Source organism: Paenibacillus sp. FSL A5-0031 (genome assembly GCF_001956295.1).
Taxonomy (GTDB): domain Bacteria; phylum Bacillota; class Bacilli; order Paenibacillales; family Paenibacillaceae; genus Pristimantibacillus.
Window position 1 is genome coordinate 58,389 of the sequence record NZ_MRTD01000018.1, and the last position, 20,119, is coordinate 78,507.

Here is a 20,119-nt window from a genome sequence, read left to right on the forward strand (position 1 = left end):
TTTTATGACATACCAGTACTGGTTATTATGACGATCCATTCATGGACGTATTAATAAATGTTCGGCATAATCTGGATTATCCAAGAGAGGACGACCGATCGCGATTCCATCCGCTAGTTGATCCTCGAGTATACGATTGGCAAGACTGCGGGTATATATCTTTCCAACTGCAATAATGGGGATGTTGAAATGCTGTTTGATCGCAGCCGCATGCGGCAGCTGATAAGCATTGTATACGTCACTAGGCTGCACGGGGATATTCCCGCCTGTAGAGATATGGATTGCATCCAATTCAGATTCGAGCGGTTTTAACATTCGTGCCCACTCTATGGGAGTCAGCCCCCCTTCATAATAGTCGGTTGCAGAAATTCGAATGATAATCGGATAATTATTGCCAACTTCTCTTCTAATTGCAAAGAGAACCTCCCTCAGAAACCTTGTTCTGTTTTCGGAAGTACCACCATATGCATCCAGCCTTGTATTCGATAGTGGTGATAAAAACTGGTGGAGTAAAAACCCATGTGCTGCATGAATCTCAATGCCGTCAAACCCTGCTGCTATACTTCGTTTGGCCGCAAGACGATATTCCTCAACGATTTGCTCAATGCCTGCAACAGTCAAAGACTCGGGTGTGCCATAATGATCGTCGTATGCAACCGCACTAGGTGCAACTAATGTTTTCGTCACTTCGGGTGAAGATTTTCGTCCGCCATGCGATAACTGAATAAAGACGGGAGTTTGGTTTGTGTGGATAGCGTCCGTAATTTTTTTTAAAGGTTCCACATGCTGATCCGTAAAAATTCCGATATCATTTCCCCACAACCTCCCATTTGAAGAGATTGCAGTGGATTCCAAGATCACGAGCCCGACATGTTTTGCCCTCTGGCTGTAATGCTCAATGTGATGAGCTCCGGCAAAAGCTTCGGAAGTACCCATGTACTGCTGCATAGGTGCCATAATTAATCGGTTTCTTAATGTTAACCCTCTCAGAGGCAGGGGATCATTTAATGTAAATGCCATAGCGTATTCTCCTTTTCAAATGTGTGTTTACATTTTATTGCATAAAAACTATGATTTACATAGTATTCTTAAGGAAGATTGCATCCAAAACCTAAATTATGTAGTTCTTCTAAGCTCACAACCTTTAAAAATGAGGTGATTTCGTTAATGGATCAAATCGACTCCAAAATTTTATCTTTAATGTTCGAAAATGCTCGGATTCCGATTTCTGAAATGAGCAGAATGATTGCGATGTCGCAGCCAGCTGTAACGGAAAGGCTTCGAAAGTTGGAAGAGCAAGGCATGATAACTGCCTATCGTGCGAAGCTTAATCCTCACAAATTAGGCTTATATACAACTGCCTTTGTACTGTTTAAAACGAATTGTTGCAATGATTTTATTACATTCAGCGAATCATCCTCTGAGATTATCGATCTTTACAGAATAAGCGGAGAGTATAACTTTTTAATGAAGGTGTTATCCGAAACAACAGAATCAATGACAAACTTTCTAGATAGGTGCAGCCCATTCGGATTTTCAACGACGCTAATTGTTCTCTCGACGGCTTTCGAAGATAAAAGTTTGGTAGCAAACAATGCGTGATTAGGGATGAAACGTAATACCTAGATAGTTTCACTACAGAAACGGCAGCGATGCCGTTTTTTTGTTTTGATCTTTGTGTGTATGATATTTCATTAAAAAATAATAAATAAGCCTTTCGGAATAAACTCCGAAAGGCTTTATATCTAAATTCTATTGTTAAATTGAATTCAACCACTTCAAATTATTCATTACGGGCAGAAATTTGAATGCAGTATTGTCGTGTGGAATCGGTTAGTTGATAGGTAAGCATACCGAACTCTTCAGGAGATTGCTTATAGCGTTGAAGAGTCCATTCCATTAATAAGCCATGCAAGATCGAAGCTAAGGAGCGAAAAACATAAATATAATGTTCATGAGTTGACGGCACGGATGACATAAAATACTTCACATATATAGTTTGAACAAAGTACTCCAGGCTTCGGTAAATGATCTGTCTAATTTTGCGATCAGACTGGTGAATATTTAGAAATAGCGGGTAGGTCATGTATTCTTTCCACATTTGAAAAAATGAAATTAATACGGCTTCGCCAGTCAACTCCTCCTCGCTGATCCTCTTATCAAAGAGATTAAATTGATGACATAAATATTCATACAAAATATCATCCTTGCCTGGGTAATTGCGATATATCGTTTGTCTGGCGAAACCGGATTTTTTGGAAATCTCGGTCATTTTAATATCAGAGTAAGTTTTAGTTTCCATAAGATAAAGCAGAGACAGGGTGATCCATTCTTTGGATTGCTGTTGTCCTACGATGAAATTGTCTATCTGTGACACTTCCTTCATTATGTCCATTTCCGTAAGTGATCTATTGCTATGGGGGTACAAGTATATTATTGTTACCATTGTAACATTTGCAGAACCGTATGCGCATCGGGCAAGTGATAAATGCATTTTTTTCATCAGAAATTGATAATGATATTCATTATTGAAATTAGGAGTGAGATTGTGGAAAAGTTGTTTAAATCATCGCATAAAATGCTTGTTTCGGCGTTTATGATTATCGTCCTAACCATAATATCGGCTTGTGGAAGCAATGGAGCTAATTCAGATAAAACTGCAAATTCTCAAACACCAGCACCAACGGCGGTTGAGGAGTCAAGAACGATTACCCATGCCATGGGAGAAACCGTAGTTAAAGGCACACCTGCAAAAATTGTTGTATTAACAACACAAGGTACGGAGACATTGCTAGCGTTAGGAATCAAACCGGTTGGAGCTGTTCAATCCTGGATTGGTGATCCTTGGTATGATCATATTAAAGATCAAATGGAAGGCATTGAAGTTATTGGCGATGAAACACAACCAAATCTCGAGTTGATCGCTAATTTGCAGCCTGATTTGATTTTAGGTACGAAGGTTAGACAAGAGGCGATTTACGATCAATTAAATGCAATCGCACCTACCGTTTTGACTGAAAATCTTGGTGATAGCATGATCGAAAATTTTGAATTGTATGCTAAAGCATTGAATGTAGAAGAAAAAGGTCAACAGGTTCTTGCTGATTACAATAAATTGATAGAAGAGGCTTCCGCTAGACTTGGAGACAAAACAAAGCTAGAAGTTTCACTTGCGCGTTTCCAAGCGGGTAAAGCTAGAACGTACTATAAGCAAAACTTTGCAGGTGTCGTGCTAGATCAGTTGGGATTTGCGAGAACGGAAGCACAAAATAAAGAAGAATTTGCTGAAGAAATTACAAAAGAACAAATTAGTGTTCTAGATGGCGATGTATTGTTCTATTTCGCGTCGGATCGCAGTGGTGAAACAACGGCTTCTGATACGGCAAAAGAATGGCTTGCTGATCCGATTGCACAAAATATGAAAGTCAACAAAAACGGACAGAGCTATCAAGTAGATGAGGCGATCTGGAATTCATCCGGCGGAATTATTGCTGCTAAACTATTAGTTGCAGATATTGAAAAATATTTTGAAACAATTAAACCTTAGCAATAATTATTTCTTAATAAAAGAGGGGGAGGAAGGCAATGAACTCTCTTTTGTCCAGTGACAAAAGCAAAGCACTAGGACTTGTTGCAGCACTGCTTTTGCTTATCGTATCTGCTGCTGTAAGTGTCCTTTTTGGACTAAAAAGCTTTGATTTTGCCACAGTGATTGGAGCGTATTCATCATTTACTGGCAGCGATGAGCAGCTTATCATACGAACATCGAGAGTGCCTCGTGCATTGACTGCTGCTGTCATAGGCTGCAGCCTTGCAATAAGCGGAGTCTTGCTGCAAGCGATGACAAGAAATCCGTTAGCCTCTCCTTCTATACTAGGAGTTAACGCAGGTGCTGCTCTGGCTATAGTAGCGATGCTGTATTGGTACGGTGCCGTGTTTTCCTTCTCGGAGTTGATGTGGTTTGGTTTTATCGGTGCGGGAATAACAGCATGTCTCATATTTATAATAGCCATGTTAGGTAATGAGGGCATGACGCCATTAAAGCTGATATTAACAGGATCAGCTTTGGCGTCTTTTGCTTCTTCCATGAATTCATTATTAATGCTGATTAGCAATCAAACACTGGAAGGCGCGCTGTTTTGGCTAACAGGCTCCCTCTCCAATAGCAATATAAACCACACGGTTCAAATGTTGCCCTATTTTATTATTGCATGGGTGATCGCTCTATTTATGTGTCGCTCCCTCAATATTATGGCGATGGGGGATGAGGTGGCAACAGGGCTTGGACAACGTATGGCATGGATTAGAGTGATAACGATAGTGATAGTGGTCATACTGGCGGGAGGAAGCGTCGCTCTGGCTGGTCCTATTAGCTTCGTTGGCATTATGATTCCACATATTTCGCGCTGGTTAATTGGAAATGACCATCGGTGGGTTTTACCTTACAGTGCAGTGTTAGGTGCTGCTTTTTTATTGCTGGCTGATTTGTTATCCCGATTTTTGCTTGATTCCAAAGAAGTGCCTGTAGGTGTTACCACGGCAATACTAGGTGTCTTTTTTGTAGTTATGCTCGTAAGGAGGAAGACAATTGGCTAAATCTAGCAAACGATTCGTTTCTTTAAAAATTGTTGCGCTGGCTCTCCTTTTGGTTGTTGCGCTTATATTTAGCATCGGGATCGGGAGTTTACATGTCTCAATATTGGATGTTATAAAAGCGATGTTAGGCATGGGTGAGCAGAAGTATCAGTTTATTCTATTTGAATTGCGTTTGCCACGCATAACTGCTGCTATTTTAGTAGGTGCAGCCATGGCTATTTCCGGTGCGATATTACAAGCGTTGGTAAGAAACCCGCTGGCTTCGCCTGATTTAATGGGGACAACTTCTGGAGCTACGGCGGCGGTAGTCGCATGCATTACGATAATGAATGGACAAATAAGTGTTGCATGGCTGCCACTCGCTGGATTGGTAGGAGGCTGCGTTGCTTCAGCTTTAACGTATTTGCTTGCTTGGAAGAATGGAAGCTCACCATTCAGAATGGCGATGATTGGCGTATCGATTTCCTCCGCGTTTGCGGCATTAACGGTTTATTTTACAATTGCAGGCCCTATCTATTTGGTAGCTCAGGCATTAGGCTGGATGGCGGGAACGGTATATGGAACGTCTTGGAATCATGTTATCGTGTTGGCGCCATGGGTAATCATTTGCGGCCTTATCGCTTTTTTTCAATCGAGAACGCTAAACATATTAGAGGTTGGCGATCAGATTGCAACTGGCGTAGGAGTGAGGGTGGAGAAGAAGAGATTCCTGTTCATCGCATTAAGTGTCATTCTAGCTAGTGCAGCTGTTGGAATTGCAGGGGGAATTAGTTTTATAGGGTTAATGGCGCCCCATTTGGCTCGTAAAATTGTAGGCAATAATAATAATGTGGTCTTGGTTGCTTCGGCGTTAATCGGCGCATTGTTGTTATTGCTGGCTGATCTTATCGGCAGAACCGTCTTTGTTCCAAAGGATATACCGGCGGGGATATTTACGGCTGTATTGGGTGCTCCATTTTTTGTGTATTTGATGTATAAGCAGGGTAAACGGAGTTTAAAATAGAGCGTACTTGTCCGCTGAGTCAGCTATTCCTGACTTAGCGGATTTTTTATAACTGCATTGCTGGGGCAACTAGAAGCATGATAGTATTTCAAGTAATGGAATGTTACTAAATGGTTACTAGAATAAATTTAAGCAATCCATAAATTAATCCGAATACAACTAGAGGTGAACGGGATGCTGAAAATTAACCGTGAGGACAAGCGCCCAATATGGCAACAACTGCTTGATCAAGCAATCCATAATATCACAACCGGCAAATGGCCGCCAGGCGAGTTGCTGCTGCCTTCCCGTGAACTCGCACTATTAGTGGGTGTTTCTCGATCAACGATACAGATTGTTTATGAGGAATTATTTAGTCGCGGCTACACGGTTACTTCAAGGCGCGGCGGAACAAGGGTGAGCGACTGGACCAGCAGAACAAGTTTTACAGAGGATGTGAAACCTCAAGGGCCTATCACCCCAGAGTTACCTTTATTAAACGAGGCAGTCAGTCATTTGCAGAGCTGGTTTAGAGGGAAAGAATATCAAAATGTTGAGATCGATTTCAGCCCGCATGAGCCGTATTTGGATCAACATTTTCAGAAAAACTGGAGACAATCATTTTTGCAAGCCTCGAAAGAAACGGACCTGGACAGTTGGACATATGGCAACGCTTATGGTTTCGCTCCACTACGCGAGCAGATTGGGCGTTATCTGTCACTCGAGCGAGGTATTCACGTGCATATCGATCAAATTATTTTAACTTCGGGCGCACAACATAGCCTTGATTTGATCGCTCAAGCACTTTTAAATGAAGGAGAAACGGTTTCCGTAGAAGATCCCGGGTTCCCCGCCGCATGGATGGCCATGAAATATCGGCGGATGAAGGTTGTTCCTGTCCCTGTTGATGATTACGGATTACAGGTAGACCACATTCATCCACAATCAAAGCTTGTTTATGTTACGCCTTCACATCAGTGTGCAGTTGGGGTAATCCTGTCGGAGCCCCGCAGGCAACAATTGCTACATATGGCTGCACAGCAGCAATTTTGGATTGTGGAAGACGACTATGACAGCGAGTTTCGGTATCGTGGCGACCCGTTGCCTACGTTGTTTAGCCAGCAATCTCAGAACACATTGTATATGATGAGTTTTTCAAAAATGATTGCTCCTGGTATACGAATATCCGCAATCATTGGACCCCAAAAAGCCATTCGCCAGCTAGCACAAGTCCAAGAGCTAACCTATCGTCACCTTCCGATTATGGAGCAATTAACGCTTACACACTTTATTGAACATGGGTATTTCATGCGTCATATGAGAAGGGTCAGAAATGTATATCGGCGCAGACATGAAGCGATGTCGAAAGCCATTAGCTCATCTGGCTTAGGAGAACGTTTCAAGCTAAGCGGCGTAGAAACGGGATTACACATGTTTTTAGAAGCGGAAGACTCGTTTAACGAACAAGCCTTTACGAACCAAGCGCTAGAAAAGGGAGTACGTGTTTATCCGCTTAGCCATTATTGTTTGGAAAGTAATCGAAAAGGGTGGGTGCTTGGTTTTGCTAAAGTAGATGAGTCAGCAATAAAAGAAGGGATTTATCGTCTTGCGGAGATGCTGCTATAATTCGAACATCTCCGTCTCTTGGGTGAGTCGATCTGTCTCTGTATTTATGATCATGTTTCCTACTATTTCTGCTGAGCTTGTTCTATTCTACTCATTCTAAATGTTTTGTGCGGTTTCATCCCAGTAATACTCATCCGGTAAATATCGCTTGCCAAATACGCTTGTCCCTACTCTTATAATGGTTGCCCCTTCTTCAATAGCAACCTTGAAATCCCCAGACATGCCCATCGAGAGAATATCCATTGTTACCCTAGGCAGCTCCTTCTCTATAATCTGTGATTGAATTTGTTTTAATAAGCGGAAGCAACGCCTTGTCTCGTCATTTGTAGCATTCAGTTTTCCAATAGTCATCAAGCCTTTAACATTTAAGGTTTCAAAATGAGACAATTGTTGAACCAACTCCAGTGCAGATTCCGGTAAAACACCGAATTTGCTTTCTTCAAATGATGTATTGACTTGTACCAAGATATCCAAAGTTTTGTTTTCTTTAAGGAGCTGCTGATGCAAGGCTTTTCCGAGCTTCAAACGATCCACAGAATGAATAAGGGTGACATACTTAACAACATCCTTCACTTTATTCGTTTGCAGATGTCCGATAAAATGCCATTCTACTTGGTTGTACTGCTGCATTAGCGGGAATTTCTCGCGAAGTTCTTGAGCTTTATTTTCGCCAAAAAATACCTCACCCGCTTGTATGGCAATGCGCAACTTTTCAAGCTGAACCGTTTTTGTCGCTAACAAAAGCTTCACTTCATCTTTCTTGCGTCCTGAGTACTGGCAAGCCAATTCCATCTGATCCCTTACGGATCTTAGATTTTGTTCAATGAAATGGACCATGTTCGTTCAGCCTTCTTTCTGGAAACGCACAGACTATGCGCAATGTTTTTTCTGTATAGTCATCCATTAGACTTTTTTACTTGTACATTTTTTCTGCTTCAATCGGATTTTCTTTTGCTGTTATTTGATGAGGATCAATTCGGTACACCTGAACAGATGTATTGAAAACAGCAGACCTGTATTTATCTACATGCTGTTTGGACAATGGGCGGTTATAATAACCAGGCACATATTTGTTGAGCATTTCCTGCAACATATATGTAGCTTCATCCAGATCAACGATGAGCTCGGCCTTGCCGAAAATCATGACACTCATATAAGCTGTGTCCGTCTTAGCCGGTACTGGATCAGTAATGGTTCCATATTCTTCACAAACCGTAAAACAAACCTCAGGGTTTACACTCATGACCTGATTGCGTCTCCCGCCTGCGGCACCATGAAAATAAAGCTTCTCATTTGCCCAAACAAAGTTGAGCGGAACAACATAGGGCAGCAGACCATCAACCATGCCTAGATGGCCAATTCGCGCTTTGCTCAGGAAAGCTTCAATTTTGTTGCTATCGAGCACCTCTCTAATCTTGTAACGAACCATATCCATTCTCAACCACTCCTTCAATACTGATTTATTTTCGCTAGCATATCAGTTATTGGAGTGAGTAAGTAGATCCAAAAATGCGTTTATCGAGCAATCCATAATTATTTGGTGGTTTGGAAATTTCTATAGCATTGCCACTCGGAGGAACAATGCGTCTGAATCTATCGCAATAACTTTTCGCCGAGTTGGCTTCATCAGCGATTAAATCAAGATTCAACGAGCCTGTTGACATTTCTAAAAGTTAACGATATTCTAAAAGAAATTATGTTAGTGAGTACTAACTATAAACATCTAGGATCTACTAAAATAAATGAGGATTTGGAGAACAGGATGACCACCGACAATAAAAGCAAGCTGATGCTGGCAGCAATCGATTTAATGGCTGAGAAAGGCTACAAAGGCGTATCAACGAAAGAGATAGCTGCAGCGGCGGGCGTCAGCGAGATGACCTTGTTCCGCAATTTTGGAAGCAAGCAAAATCTATTGGACAAAGCAGTCGATCATTATCATTATTCGATTGAAATGACTAAGATTTTTCATGAAAAAGTAATTTGGGATTTGAGAGCGGATTTGCTCATGATAAGCCAAATGTATCATGAGATCATGGATCGAAACCGTAAACTGTTTCTTATTGTTTTGAGCGACAACGAGCTCGCCGAGATTCGTGAGAAGGCGCAGAAGCATCCGCGGAAACTATTGGAGCTATTGACGAATTATTTTGCAGACATGCAGGAAAAGAACAAACTGATTGCAACCGATGCGGAAACACAGGCGATTACCTTCATGTGGATGAATTATGGAGCTTTCATAACACAGCTATTTGGTGCGTCATCCATCACTAAGGTGACCCAACAAAATTTTATGCAATCGAGCATTGAATTGTTTGTTAGAGCTCTGACTCCGTAGTTTTTAAGCATTAGTTAGTGAGTACCTACAACCATTTGGGAGGTGTTGTAATGAGCAATAAACAATATGCCGTATCAGGAAAAATAGTTGGTCAAACGGCATCGGTGGGTTATCAAGTTGGTGTTCGGAGAACGTTTCCGATTTCGCGAGAAGAGGCATGGGCGTTTCTTACCTCTACCGAAGGGCTGAAATTATGGCTCGGCAGCCTATCTTTCTTAAACTTGCACAAGGGAGAGACTTTTACGACTCCTGAAGGTATTTCTGGTGAATTCAGGGTTGTAAAACCGTTTCAGCAGCTTCGGTTAAAGTGGGAGAAGAACGAATGGGAGAAACCATCGACGCTGCAAATCCGGCTGCTATCCGATAACCCTGACAAAACAACGATCAGTTTCCATCAAGAGAATCTGGATCATCCGAATACGCGTGAACAAATGAAGCTTTATTGGGAAGATGTATTGATGGCCATTAGACTTAAGACAAGTGATCCCGTAAATGATGAAAGGAGATAAATAAATATGAATAAGCCCAGTCATATCAATCTTCGAGTAAACCATTTGGAAAGCTTGCTGCGCGATGAGGTCAGAGGTTAGGCTCCAAATAAACTTCACAAACAACAAATAAACTACTTCATCTGAAGTGGTTTATTTGTTGTTTGGCGGGGCCTTGCAAGGGGATCCAATGATCGAGCAAGCCCAATTAGGCGATTTTTTAGGATCATGTCGTACATTTTTTAGCCTTGGCCAATTCAAAGGATCTCATTATTTTGCTCAAATCCATTAATGGACTTAAGCATTTCGATAAATGTATCAAGTTGTTGATTATCCCATTGGGATATGCGTTCATAAAAAACGTTTTCCTTTTCCCGCAGAGCATCAAACGTTTTTTTGCGTCCAAGTTCTGTGAGAGTAAAAAGTATCGCTCGGCGATCATCCGGAGAACCTTCCCTTTTTACATAACCCAAAATCTCTAGTTGTTTGACGAGACGGCTGACCGAGCTTCGGTCCATAGCAGTTGAATCTGCCAAAATAGAGGCGCTTGTTGGACCATGGGAGTACAGCCATCTCACAATATGGAAAGCCGCTGGTTGTATTGAGGAATCGAAATAAGCAGAAGTTCTGACATTCAGCGCATGCGAGGCGCTGATGAGGGCGTTAATTTGTTCGCCGAGCTTCAGCTCTAATTGTCCTCTCAGCGTGTCTTTACGTTCTTCATTCATTATTGGTACCACCTAACCTAGATTTTTCAAAGATAGCACATTCTATATTTAATTGACATATATCAATCACTTATATATAGTGGACATATATCAATTATATATTTTCGGCAATAAGATGTCAAAATGACCGTGAAAAACATGCAATCCATATAAAGGAGAATGAAGATGACAGCAAATCCGATAATTGTAATTACTGGCGCTACAAGTGGCTTGGGGCAGCTTGTTGCAATCGAAATGGCTAAGCGAGGCGCTCATCTTGTTCTAACCGCGAGGAGTAAGAGCCGTGCAGAAGCAACTGAAAAAATGATCAAGGAGCGGACGCCAACAGCTGAAATTAACTTTTTCTATGGTGATTTGTCATCACTGAAGGATGTCTATCGTTTGGGTCAAGAAATATCAGACGCAGTTCCCAAGATTGACGTGTTATTAAATAACGCTGGCCTACATGCATTTGAACAGAGAATTACGTCAGACGGATTAGCAGAAATGATGGCTGTGAACTATTTTGCGCCATGGTTATTGACCCATCTCTTGCATCATTCCTTGAAAAAAGCAGGAAGTGCAACTGTTGTTAATGTTGCTTCTGAGGCTTCTCGCCGTCATGGGGAGCTTAAGATACCGGCGGATTTACTCGATACAGCACCTTTTACTTCTAGAGGCTCATCCTCGGTATACGGGAAAACCAAACTTTTAAATATTATGTTTACTGCTGAACTTGCACGTCAATGGGATGGAACAGGAATCAGTATTCATGCACTGAATCCGGGATTTAATGTTACGGGTCTTGGAAGAGAACTATGGTTTGCCTCGATGCTGGAGCGTCTGCTCCATTTCTTTCGTATTGGGGATCCGCGAAGAGGAGCCGATATCATTATTCGTCTAATGACTGATCCTAACTATCAGGGAAAATCAGGCGGATATTATAATGTTGGAGCCGGCGATCCCATAGTACCCGTGCATCCTGGGGGAATGAAGGAGATGCAAAGTAAATTATGGAATGATACATGTGATATTCTAGGGCAGAAAGGCTTCTTTGGAAGTTGATCGGATCAGTGGAAACTAACCATAGGAGGAGAGCGTTTAGCTGGCAGAAATCAGGGATCCTCTAAGCTCCACCATAATAAATAAATCAACCACGTCCATCGGACGTGGTTTTTTGCTCATTAGCCTATGGGGAGATGCACCATTAAAATATTGCCAAAATAAAAGCGTCATGTTTTATGATGAGCTGGCATGCGGAGTATTAAGAATCCAAACCGTTAAATGGATAAAATTTTCATAAATTACATCGTAATAAATGCTTTACAAGACATATGTGGGTGTACTATTATGAAATAGGACACCGAATGGTGTCTGATTAAAAAAATAGAAAGGATGAGTATTTTAAATGCATATACTAGCCATTATTCTTCAAAGTTGGCTGCTTTTTTCCATGGCTTTTTTTGGAGGAAGCAAGATTGTTGGAGCAAAGCATCAGGTTGAACTGTTTGATTCGATTAAACTTCCTCAATGGTTTCGCGTCATTACGGGCTACGTTCAAATTGTTGCCTGCATAGGACTCATTGTCGGCTATTGGTATGCGGGGATTGCGGCATGGACCGCATTATTGGTAGGCGTCATGATGCTATTGGCGTGCCTCACGCATTTCAGAGTCAAACATCCAATCGGAAAAATATTCCCTGCCATATTAAATCTTTTGATAGCTGCTGCAGTAGTGCTATTATATGCAGATGAACTGTCCAATCTATTTGGGTAAGGATAGTGGAATTCACCAATAAAACAAATCAACCACGCCCATAGGACGTGGTTGATTTGTTTTAAACCTATTCAATAGATTTCCTTCAAAAGCTCGAAAACTTCCTCTAAAGAAAGGCCGAATGTTTTGTAATAGGAGGTGTCAAGAACCATTTGCTTCATAATCATTTCGTTACGTTTTTGCAGCATCTCATCAGGGGAGAGCTCGGCTACAAAACAGCCTTTGCCGGTTACGGTATAAATCAAGCCAAGCCGTTCAAGTTCTTCCCACGCTTTTTTTACGGTAATGATACTAACACGAAGCTCTGTGGCCGCTTGTCGTATGGGAGGTAAGCTGTAACCATTTTCTAGTTCACCTTTTAGAATTTGTGCGCTAATTTGTTCAAAAAGCTGCTGATAGATCGGTTTATCAGATGAGTTCGAAATAGCTATGTTCATTAAATTTCCACTTTCTGAAAACGTTTGATTGCAATATGATAAGCGATTATCGTAAATATCGCAAATATGACGATGCCCGAGAACAAGATGGATAGATGAATTCCCAAATGATCAGTACCATTTCCTTTGAAAAGATCATACACAAATGAATTCTGTATTCCGAGCCATTCTGCGCCTCCTGCAAACAGTATCGCAGCTGTAATGGACACAATCGTTGCTGCGCCGTATTTATAGGCTGTTTTATAATACATCGATATAAGGATAATGTTGAAGATCGCAATCATAACGAAGCATAGTCCCCAAAAACCAAAGGATGGTTTGAAGAAAAAATAGGTCAGATTTGGATATAAGCGAATAGTAATCAAACCATATATCATGGCAACAATGATGTGCATTAATTCCAGAATAACAATAACGTATACCTTTGCTTTTACAATGTCTTTTTTGGTTACAGGCAGCATGTTGGTAAATATCAAATCATTCTGAGATTTATACCCAGCAAACATATTCGGAATCGTGAGGAAACAGAAGTAGAGGATGACAAGGAAATATAACCATGATGGAATTAGCATTAAAGCACCCGTCAAAAAAGGCATGATATAAAAGAATGGGCTTACGCCTAGCTTTAATTCTTTCATTAGTAAATTATACATGCATAATCTCCTTTTTCGCGAAATAGATCATAATCTCCTCAAGACTAGGCAAAGTTGATTTAATATTCCAAGAGGGATCAAAATCTTTAGTATGAATCAAGGCTGTAAAGCCGAATGAATTCTTTTTGTAGGCGATTAACTGGTCTTTTATCAAATCCAATTGTTCTTCTTTCCCATTCACCAAGCGGTAGGTATCAATAAATTCTTCTTTCTCAGAGCTGTTGATAATATGACCGTTATCGATAAAAGTAATATAATCGGCACATTTTTCCAAATCAGTTGTGATATGAGTGGAAAACAGGATGCTGATTTCACCATCTTCTACTAGTTCCTGAAAAATATCCAATAAATTGTCCCTTGCAACCGGATCAAGCCCGCTTGTTGGTTCATCAAGAATAAGCAGCTTTGCGCCGTGTGATAAAGCGATGGCTAAGCTGTATTTCACTTTCATCCCTGTTGATAATTCAGCTATTTTTTTGTTTTCATTTAAATTAAATCTCTTGAGATAATTGTAATAGGCTTCATCATTCCAATTATGATAGAACTTTTTGATTACATTAGTTAATGTTTTGACTTTGTTTCGAGTATAGAAATTGATGTCACCAAAGGCAGAGCCAATTTCTTGTTTTAATTCGAGCTCGTGTTTGGTCATCTCCTTGCCCAAAATACTAATCTCGCCACTATCCTTATGAATCAAATTCAAAATGGCTTTTATTGTCGTTGTTTTTCCTGCGCCGTTAGCTCCGATAAATCCCATAATATAACCCTTTTCCAGTTGAAAAGATACGTCTTTTAAATGAAAATGCTCATATTTTTTATTTAAATTTTTAATTTCTAACGCAAGCATATAATCAACTCCTTTTCAGATTGTGTATGTTGTGCATGCACAATATATCATTGAAGTCATTCACATGTCAATAACAAGAAATTTATGGATGAGTTTGTTTATTTCTTGTTTATCGTAGTTTGGTATACTTTTGTCGATTAAGGGCTAATCGAGTCGAATTGGCACCGAGGGGGGAGTGAAAAGACCTCCAAGGAACAAACCATCATGTAATAAAATTCATTTTAGAACATTGGCCCATGCCCTACACGAATGTCATTCATACGATATACAGTGCCTTATGTTGAATGACAGAATAAGCAATTGCTCAATGAGTGATGTGATTATTAAAAGTAAAAACGGAGCTTACCGGGTGAGTTGTTTTTAAAGTGTGCGGAGTGTAACAGCTCATGGCTCAAGCAATCCGAAGCTGCTTAAAATTACACCAGCCTAATTTACTTGTTTATTTGGCGTGGATTAGTCAGTGAAGATTCAAAACATCGATAAGTTAATCAAATCTTTTATTCTCAAATGGGCGAGACAAGCCAGCGGCGCTGACTCGTCCTTATTTATAAATAGTGTAGAAGTGAAACCAGTTCTAGAGGGAAAATGGTCGTAGTCAGGGATGGGACCAAGGTTCAGTCTAATATGATATTGCCTTGGTTATCGCTGTTTAGGAAGGCTTTGTATAATGGCGTTCTAACATTATTTTGATTCATATGGTGCAGCTAAGGAGATGAGATCACTGAAGAAGATAACAGTAAAAAAACGTTTTGCTCGTTACAATCACAGGCATTTTCAATTTAGAAAAAAACGATGCCATAAGTGTAAGGAAAGGAATTGTAAGTGTGGTATTAGACAGGAAGTTATAGTAAATGTCAAAGAAAAGCATAGAGCAGCGAGTGTTAAAGGTGCAACAGGAGCAACAGGAGCAACGGGGGGAGCGGGAACAACAGGAACAACAGGAGCAACGGGGGGAGCGGGAACAACAGGAGCGACAGGAGTAATAGGTCCAATTGGAACAACAGGAGTAACAGGTGATCCAGGTGTGACAGGATCAATAGGGGCAACTGGGGTTACAGGAGCAACAGGAGCAACAGGTCCAACTGGGGTTACAGGAGTAACTGGTCCAACAGGAAATCCAGGTGGAGCGACAGGTGAAACAGGGACAACAGGTACAACAGGAGCAACGGGAGCGACAGGTGAGACAGGGACAACAGGATTATCAGGAGCGACGGGAGCAACAGGGGCAACAGGGGCAACGGGGTCAACAGGAGCGACAGGACTAACAGGTGAAACAGGAGCAACAGGAGCAACAGGAGCAACAGGTGAAACAGGAGTCACAGGAGTAACAGGAGTAACAGGAGCGACAGGTGAAACAGGAGCAACGGGGTCAACAGGAGCGACAGGTGAGTCAGGAGCAACGGGGTCAACAGGAGCGACAGGTGAAACAGGAGCAACGGGGTCAACAGGAGCGACAGGTGAGACAGGAGCAACGGGGTCTACAGGAGTGACAGGTGAGATAGGAGCAACGGGGTCAACAGGAGTGACAGGAGTAACGGGAGCGACAGGTGAAACAGGAGCAACAGGAGCAACAGGAGTAACGGGTGCAACAGGAGCGACAGGTGAAGGGTTGTCAGCTTACGGTTATGTATTCAATACAGGTAGTCAGTCAGTGGCGGTAGAAACGGATATTATTTTCGATAGCAATGGTAATCTAAATAACATCACCCATACACCGAATACATCACAAATTATGATAAATAACGCTGGAGACTATGCCGTTTATTATATTGTAACTGCAGTAGAAAGTAATCAATTTACCTTATATCAGAATGGTGCCCCTGTTGGTGGAAGCGTGTATGGCTCGGGTGCTGGTACTCAATCTAATCCAGGCATGATTATTATTACTGCTGCCGCTAGTGATGTACTAACTTTAAGAAATCATTCCAGCGCCTCTAGCGTTACTTTACAAACCAATGCCGGGGGAACTCAAATCAATTCAAATGCTTCCATTCTTATTATGAAAATAAGTTCTTAGGATTTCTTTCAAAATTGTGAAAGGATAAGTTCAATGTAATTTATAGAACTATCCAGATGAAATGTATGTAATTTAATGTGGTGAGGTTTGTGTTGATTCACTTTTAGACTGCACCAAAATAAAAAAATCACGTCCATTGGGCGTGATTTTTTTATATGTTGGAATGCCCAACTCAAGCTGGATAAGTCAGTTAGACGAAATGAACTCCTTAGTGCTCAATTTCTAAGAATTGTTATATAAAAATACAAGTTTTTAATCTGATGGTTCAGTTTTTGAGTGTGATAAAATGAAAGGTGCGTTTGATAGGCTCAAAAACGATATGAGGAGTGAATGATACACAAATGATGCAATCTAGGAGAAAATGGCTCCCAAATACGTTGAAATATAGACTGTTTATCGCGTATATCACATTACTGATGCTTCCTTTGTGCATCGCAATTTATTATCTTTTTCAGCATTTCGAAACGATTCGGCAGAATGACATGATAGACCGCATGTCCGAGCGTATGCAGCAGGTTTATATATCCTTGACGGATATGATGGCATTTTCCTATAAAGCAAATACCATGCTGAGTCAGGATGAAAGCCTGATCCAGATTATGCACGCCCCTGATAAGTATGATCCTTTTGTACGAAAGAAAATAATAGAAAGCAAAATGTTTGGGATCAACAACAGCTTTTTCTTCCATCAGACGGAGCTGTATTTTCGTTTTATCGACCGTAACGGCAATGTATACACCTCCTATGCTCCCAATGACCAGTTGACAAACGAGCGGAAAGAATTGCAGGAGTGGCAAAAAAAGCTGCAAACCGGCTTGCGTCCTTACCGGTGGGTAGCGAACGACTGGAATGATGTAAGAGGAAGTCAAGGAAATAAGCTGCTAAGTCTGTATACGATGCTGGACGACGAGCTGCGGGGAAATTACGGATTAGCACGTATCAGCATCAACATTCAGGAATGGTTCAACAATACGCTAAAAGATAATCCGGTTAATCAGGATCTAACCATTTTTACCGGGCAAGAAGAAATCATTTTGCAAAATAAGGAATCCGCTTTCGGTGTGGACAGCATGAAAAGGATCATTTCTTCACATGCAAAAAATGGACATTACAAAGATGAACGCGCTTTGTCACTAGTCAATTACAGTTATGTGGAGGAGCTGGATTGGTATGTCGTTAGTCAAATGCCCTTAAGTGAACTTCAGCGTGAAGTGAAGCAATTAAGACTGATGATCTATATGTTTCTCATTATTCTGGTAATCGTTTTCATCACGGTAACCTTCTTTTTGGCGTCTCGAATAACGAAGCCGTTGTATGTTTTGAAACGAAGCATGGAAGAGGCGTCGGACAAGAAGCTGAATGTTAAAATATCGATCAACCAAGGTGCAACAGATGAAATTCGTTCGCTAAGCGATAGCTTTAACCGAATGATTGATGATGTTGTGCTGCTAATTGCTAAGCTGAAACAGGAAGAGCGGCAAAAGCAGGTAGTCCGTTTTCAAATGCTGCTCTACCAAATGAACCCGCATTTTCTCTTGAATACGTTGAACACTGTCAAATGGATTGCAAGAAAAGAGAAACAGGACGCCATTGCGGGTATTTGTACTTCATTAGGCTTAATATTGGAGGCTAGTCTGAATTCCGATATTGAGCTGATTCCACTTAAAGAAGAGATCACATTGCTGCGATCCTATGAATCCATACAGGCGTTTCGATTTAGAGAACAATTTACAATCGAATATGAAACAGAGGAATCGGTACAGTATGCGCTTGTTCCCAAATTTAGTTTGCAGCCTCTGACAGAAAACTCTATCGCCCACGGCTTTAACATGACTGAAGGTCGTGGCACTATATGGGTCAGGGCGCGAGCGGAGGGCAGCGAGCTTGTTCTGGAAGTGGAAGATAACGGAATTGGCATGGAAGAGGCAGCCCGCAATAAGGGGAGACGCAGCGGACACGGGATTGGACTAAGCAATTTAAGAGAAAGGCTGGAGCTGCTCTTTAAGCGTGAGGGAGTGATTGAACTTATATCGGGCGCGGAAGGGACCCTCGTTCGAATACGTATGCCATTATTGATTGCAGCGCCTTATTCACAGAAAGGAGATGACGGACATGTGGACGATTTTATTGGTGGAAGATGAAGTATTTGTTCGAGAAGCCATCAGAGAAATTTTGGACTGGGAAAGCCATGGTTTTTGTGTTGTCGGCGAAGCGGGGAACGGCAATGAGGCGCTTTCGGCTATTGTGGATTTGAAGCCAGATGTCGTCATCGCCGATATTGTTATGCCTGGCATGGACGGAATTGAATTGCTGAAGCAAACACGGAAAGCCGGAATACGCAGCCGCTTTATTATGCTGACGGCTATGAACCAGTTCGATTATGCACGGGATGCGCTTCAATACGGAGCTTCCAACTATTTGCTGAAACTATCCTTAAATGATGATGTTTTGCTGGAAAGTTTGGCACGAATCAAGCAGGATTTGCTTGCAGAGCTTAAAGGGGCTGGAGAGGCGCTTTTTCCTTATTATCACCGCACGTGGGCGGTTATTTTGGGAGCAGGAGTATCGGCTCAGGCAGATGCAGCGGAGCTTGTCTTGGCGGTGGAGAAATTCAGCAGTCTGAGATTAGAGATTGTAGTCACTCTTAGCGGTGCCGCACCTGCTCGCATGGATCAAGTTGGAATCCGGCCGGAAAAATATCTGCTTGTCCAAACCTTCCATGATGCGGGTCAGACCACTTTCTTTTGCTGGAGCTTTCAGAAGAAGTCAGAGTCGGTCAGCCAGATCCGGTCCCAGCGGATGATTGAAACAACGCCTATTAGCAACTTGTCCCGTTTGTCCGATGATTGGCTGCATGCGCTGAATCAATTAAACGGCGATTGGTACGGTCGTGATACTGATCCGATAGGGGAGAAACACGAGAAGGTGCCAATCGAGGAGCTGGAGGCTGATTTGATTCGCTGCTTTGAAGAGAGGAATGAACCAAAATGCACGGAGGCAGCAACGCTGATTTGGTCGTGCATGAAAGACTCGTCATTTTCTCATGTGGAAGTGAAAAAACGAGCAACTCATCTGCTTCATGTTGTGACGATGCTGGCAGGACGAAAATCGGAGGATCGGACAGACATCTACTCTGCCGTAAGCCATGAATCACTGCTTGCACTTATGCTGCAAGCAATACGGGAGCTTATTCGGCAGAAGCAAGTGGAGCATATAAGCTATACAGACCATCCAGAGGTGAACCGGGTGATTCAATATATGCTGGAGCATTACAGGGAGAATATTAAAGTTACGGATTTGGCTAGTCTGGTAGCGATCAATGTAGACTATTTGAGCACCGTATTCGGCAAAAAAACGGGATTGACGCCAATCGCCTATTTGCGAAACATTCGTATTGAACAATCCAAACGTCTGCTGCTGCATTCCAAGCTCAGTGTAGAAGAGATTGCGAGTCAGACGGGCTTCACTGACGATGCGTACTTCATCAAAGTGTTCAAGCGCTTGGTTGGACAAACACCCAGCTCCTTTAGGAAGGAGAACAATATATAAGTTTTATACAGCCAATCCGCAAGTTTCGTCTCTTATAGACCCAAGAGCGAGTTGATATAGTTGGAATGTATTAAACATCCGATTAGGGAGGTTACAAGAAAG

Annotated in this window: 20 protein-coding genes; 12 read left to right on the forward strand and 8 right to left on the reverse strand. The window is 41.7% G+C overall.

The window, feature by feature from the left end; genetic code table 11:
• Positions 1–39: 39 nt before the first annotated feature.
• A complete protein-coding gene (locus tag BK120_RS26210) occupies positions 40–1,020 on the reverse strand; it encodes an oxidoreductase (RefSeq protein WP_076270459.1) in 981 nt (326 codons plus the stop codon).
• 147 nt (positions 1,021–1,167) lie between these two features.
• Between BK120_RS26210 and BK120_RS26215 the strand changes: the two genes are divergently transcribed.
• Complete coding sequence (locus BK120_RS26215; RefSeq protein WP_076270460.1) at positions 1,168–1,602, forward strand: Lrp/AsnC family transcriptional regulator; 435 nt, start codon at positions 1,168–1,170, stop codon at positions 1,600–1,602.
• Positions 1,603–1,783: 181 nt separating this feature from the next.
• Here the strand turns inward: BK120_RS26215 and BK120_RS26220 are convergent, their stop codons facing one another.
• A complete protein-coding gene (locus BK120_RS26220) occupies positions 1,784–2,386 on the reverse strand; it encodes a TetR/AcrR family transcriptional regulator (protein WP_076270461.1) in 603 nt (200 codons plus the stop codon).
• Positions 2,387–2,578: 192 nt separating this feature from the next.
• Here BK120_RS26220 and BK120_RS26225 point away from each other — a divergent pair, with 192 nt between their 5' ends.
• The 4 genes from BK120_RS26225 (at position 2,579) to pdxR (ending at position 7,204) form a co-directional block, all read left to right on the forward strand.
• Positions 2,579–3,547, forward strand: a complete 969-nt coding sequence (locus tag BK120_RS26225) for an ABC transporter substrate-binding protein (protein WP_144376868.1) — start codon at positions 2,579–2,581, stop codon at positions 3,545–3,547.
• A gap of 38 nt (positions 3,548–3,585) precedes the next feature.
• Positions 3,586–4,596: a FecCD family ABC transporter permease gene (locus tag BK120_RS26230; RefSeq protein WP_076270462.1), complete on the forward strand. Its 1,011-nt coding sequence runs from the start codon at positions 3,586–3,588 to the stop codon at positions 4,594–4,596.
• Positions 4,589–5,599 (forward strand): FecCD family ABC transporter permease, encoded by a 1,011-nt coding sequence (locus BK120_RS26235; RefSeq protein ID WP_076270463.1) that lies wholly within the window; start codon positions 4,589–4,591, stop codon positions 5,597–5,599. Before BK120_RS26230 ends, BK120_RS26235 begins: the two co-directional genes overlap by 8 nt.
• Before the next feature lie 174 nt (positions 5,600–5,773).
• Positions 5,774–7,204, forward strand: a complete 1,431-nt coding sequence (gene pdxR, locus BK120_RS26240; RefSeq protein ID WP_076270464.1) for a MocR-like pyridoxine biosynthesis transcription factor PdxR — start codon at positions 5,774–5,776, stop codon at positions 7,202–7,204.
• Positions 7,205–7,300: 96 nt separating this feature from the next.
• Here pdxR and BK120_RS26245 read toward each other — a convergent pair whose 3' ends face one another.
• Together BK120_RS26245 and BK120_RS26250 are read right to left on the reverse strand one after the other, a co-directional pair.
• Positions 7,301–8,041: a YggS family pyridoxal phosphate-dependent enzyme gene (locus tag BK120_RS26245; protein WP_076270465.1), complete on the reverse strand. Its 741-nt coding sequence runs from the start codon at positions 8,039–8,041 to the stop codon at positions 7,301–7,303.
• Positions 8,042–8,117: 76 nt separating this feature from the next.
• Entirely contained in the window at positions 8,118–8,639 is a 522-nt protein-coding gene (locus tag BK120_RS26250) for a pyridoxamine 5'-phosphate oxidase family protein (RefSeq protein WP_076270466.1), read from the reverse strand.
• A 327-nt stretch (positions 8,640–8,966) separates the two neighbouring features.
• Here BK120_RS26250 and BK120_RS26255 point away from each other — a divergent pair, with 327 nt between their 5' ends.
• Both BK120_RS26255 and BK120_RS26260 read left to right on the forward strand, forming a co-directional pair.
• The gene (locus BK120_RS26255; protein ID WP_256711031.1) at positions 8,967–9,542 is read left to right on the forward strand and encodes a TetR/AcrR family transcriptional regulator; all 576 of its coding nucleotides are present in this window, start codon (positions 8,967–8,969) and stop codon (positions 9,540–9,542) included.
• Positions 9,543–9,592: 50 nt separating this feature from the next.
• Positions 9,593–10,051 (forward strand): SRPBCC family protein, encoded by a 459-nt coding sequence (locus tag BK120_RS26260; RefSeq protein WP_076270468.1) that lies wholly within the window; start codon positions 9,593–9,595, stop codon positions 10,049–10,051.
• A 236-nt stretch (positions 10,052–10,287) separates the two neighbouring features.
• Here the strand turns inward: BK120_RS26260 and BK120_RS26265 are convergent, their stop codons facing one another.
• Positions 10,288–10,758, reverse strand: coding sequence for a MarR family winged helix-turn-helix transcriptional regulator (locus BK120_RS26265; RefSeq protein ID WP_076270469.1), 471 nt, complete (start codon positions 10,756–10,758; stop codon positions 10,288–10,290).
• 165 nt (positions 10,759–10,923) lie between these two features.
• Here BK120_RS26265 and BK120_RS26270 point away from each other — a divergent pair, with 165 nt between their 5' ends.
• Both BK120_RS26270 and BK120_RS26275 read left to right on the forward strand, forming a co-directional pair.
• A complete protein-coding gene (locus BK120_RS26270) occupies positions 10,924–11,802 on the forward strand; it encodes an SDR family NAD(P)-dependent oxidoreductase (protein ID WP_076270470.1) in 879 nt (292 codons plus the stop codon).
• A 343-nt stretch (positions 11,803–12,145) separates the two neighbouring features.
• Positions 12,146–12,514 carry a DoxX family protein gene (locus BK120_RS26275; RefSeq protein WP_076270471.1) on the forward strand — a complete coding sequence of 123 codons (369 nt, stop codon included), beginning with the start codon at positions 12,146–12,148 and terminating at the stop codon, positions 12,512–12,514.
• A gap of 71 nt (positions 12,515–12,585) precedes the next feature.
• On the opposite strand, the gene BK120_RS26280 is transcribed toward BK120_RS26275, so the two are convergent.
• Genes BK120_RS26280 through BK120_RS26290 form a run of 3 tightly spaced genes read right to left on the reverse strand, consistent with a single transcriptional unit; the run spans position 12,586 to position 14,451 of the window.
• Positions 12,586–12,951, reverse strand: a complete 366-nt coding sequence (locus tag BK120_RS26280; RefSeq protein WP_076270472.1) for a GntR family transcriptional regulator — start codon at positions 12,949–12,951, stop codon at positions 12,586–12,588.
• Positions 12,951–13,604 (reverse strand): ABC-2 transporter permease, encoded by a 654-nt coding sequence (locus BK120_RS26285; RefSeq protein ID WP_076270473.1) that lies wholly within the window; start codon positions 13,602–13,604, stop codon positions 12,951–12,953. Before BK120_RS26285 ends, BK120_RS26280 begins: the two co-directional genes overlap by 1 nt.
• A complete protein-coding gene (locus BK120_RS26290; RefSeq protein WP_076270474.1) occupies positions 13,597–14,451 on the reverse strand; it encodes an ABC transporter ATP-binding protein in 855 nt (284 codons plus the stop codon). Before BK120_RS26290 ends, BK120_RS26285 begins: the two co-directional genes overlap by 8 nt.
• A 712-nt stretch (positions 14,452–15,163) precedes the next feature.
• On the opposite strand from BK120_RS26290, the gene BK120_RS26295 reads away from it, so the two are divergent.
• The 3 genes from BK120_RS26295 to BK120_RS35540 all read left to right on the forward strand — a co-directional run bounded on the left by BK120_RS26295 (position 15,164) and on the right by BK120_RS35540 (position 20,017).
• A complete protein-coding gene (locus BK120_RS26295; protein WP_083682480.1) occupies positions 15,164–16,468 on the forward strand; it encodes a BclA C-terminal domain-containing protein in 1,305 nt (434 codons plus the stop codon).
• Between the two features lie 341 nt (positions 16,469–16,809).
• A complete protein-coding gene (locus tag BK120_RS26300) occupies positions 16,810–18,609 on the forward strand; it encodes a cache domain-containing sensor histidine kinase (RefSeq protein WP_076270476.1) in 1,800 nt (599 codons plus the stop codon).
• Complete coding sequence (locus BK120_RS35540; protein ID WP_076270477.1) at positions 18,581–20,017, forward strand: response regulator transcription factor; 1,437 nt, start codon at positions 18,581–18,583, stop codon at positions 20,015–20,017. Before BK120_RS26300 ends, BK120_RS35540 begins: the two co-directional genes overlap by 29 nt.
• The last annotated feature ends 102 nt before the right edge of the window (positions 20,018–20,119 follow it).

Excerpts from the sequence above, each read along its gene's own strand:
- BK120_RS26210 (WP_076270459.1), bottom strand. The coding sequence starts at position 1,020 with ATGGCATTTACATTAAATGATCCCCTGCCTCTGAGAGGGTTAACATTA.
- BK120_RS26215 (WP_076270460.1), top strand. The coding sequence starts at position 1,168 with ATGGATCAAATCGACTCCAAAATTTTATCTTTAATGTTCGAAAATGCT.
- BK120_RS26220 (WP_076270461.1), bottom strand. The coding sequence starts at position 2,386 with ATGAAGGAAGTGTCACAGATAGACAATTTCATCGTAGGACAACAGCAA.
- BK120_RS26225 (WP_144376868.1), top strand. The coding sequence starts at position 2,579 with ATGCTTGTTTCGGCGTTTATGATTATCGTCCTAACCATAATATCGGCT.
- BK120_RS26230 (WP_076270462.1), top strand. The coding sequence starts at position 3,586 with ATGAACTCTCTTTTGTCCAGTGACAAAAGCAAAGCACTAGGACTTGTT.
- pdxR (WP_076270464.1), top strand. The coding sequence starts at position 5,774 with ATGCTGAAAATTAACCGTGAGGACAAGCGCCCAATATGGCAACAACTG.
- BK120_RS26245 (WP_076270465.1), bottom strand. The coding sequence starts at position 8,041 with ATGGTCCATTTCATTGAACAAAATCTAAGATCCGTAAGGGATCAGATG.
- BK120_RS26250 (WP_076270466.1), bottom strand. The coding sequence starts at position 8,639 with ATGGATATGGTTCGTTACAAGATTAGAGAGGTGCTCGATAGCAACAAA.
- BK120_RS26255 (WP_256711031.1), top strand. The coding sequence starts at position 8,967 with ATGACCACCGACAATAAAAGCAAGCTGATGCTGGCAGCAATCGATTTA.
- BK120_RS26260 (WP_076270468.1), top strand. The coding sequence starts at position 9,593 with ATGAGCAATAAACAATATGCCGTATCAGGAAAAATAGTTGGTCAAACG.
- BK120_RS26265 (WP_076270469.1), bottom strand. The coding sequence starts at position 10,758 with ATGAATGAAGAACGTAAAGACACGCTGAGAGGACAATTAGAGCTGAAG.
- BK120_RS26270 (WP_076270470.1), top strand. The coding sequence starts at position 10,924 with ATGACAGCAAATCCGATAATTGTAATTACTGGCGCTACAAGTGGCTTG.
- BK120_RS26275 (WP_076270471.1), top strand. The coding sequence starts at position 12,146 with ATGCATATACTAGCCATTATTCTTCAAAGTTGGCTGCTTTTTTCCATG.
- BK120_RS26280 (WP_076270472.1), bottom strand. The coding sequence starts at position 12,951 with ATGAACATAGCTATTTCGAACTCATCTGATAAACCGATCTATCAGCAG.
- BK120_RS26285 (WP_076270473.1), bottom strand. The coding sequence starts at position 13,604 with ATGTATAATTTACTAATGAAAGAATTAAAGCTAGGCGTAAGCCCATTC.
- BK120_RS26290 (WP_076270474.1), bottom strand. The coding sequence starts at position 14,451 with ATGCTTGCGTTAGAAATTAAAAATTTAAATAAAAAATATGAGCATTTT.
- BK120_RS26295 (WP_083682480.1), top strand. The coding sequence starts at position 15,164 with ATGAGATCACTGAAGAAGATAACAGTAAAAAAACGTTTTGCTCGTTAC.
- BK120_RS26300 (WP_076270476.1), top strand. The coding sequence starts at position 16,810 with ATGATGCAATCTAGGAGAAAATGGCTCCCAAATACGTTGAAATATAGA.
- BK120_RS35540 (WP_076270477.1), top strand. The coding sequence starts at position 18,581 with ATGTGGACGATTTTATTGGTGGAAGATGAAGTATTTGTTCGAGAAGCC.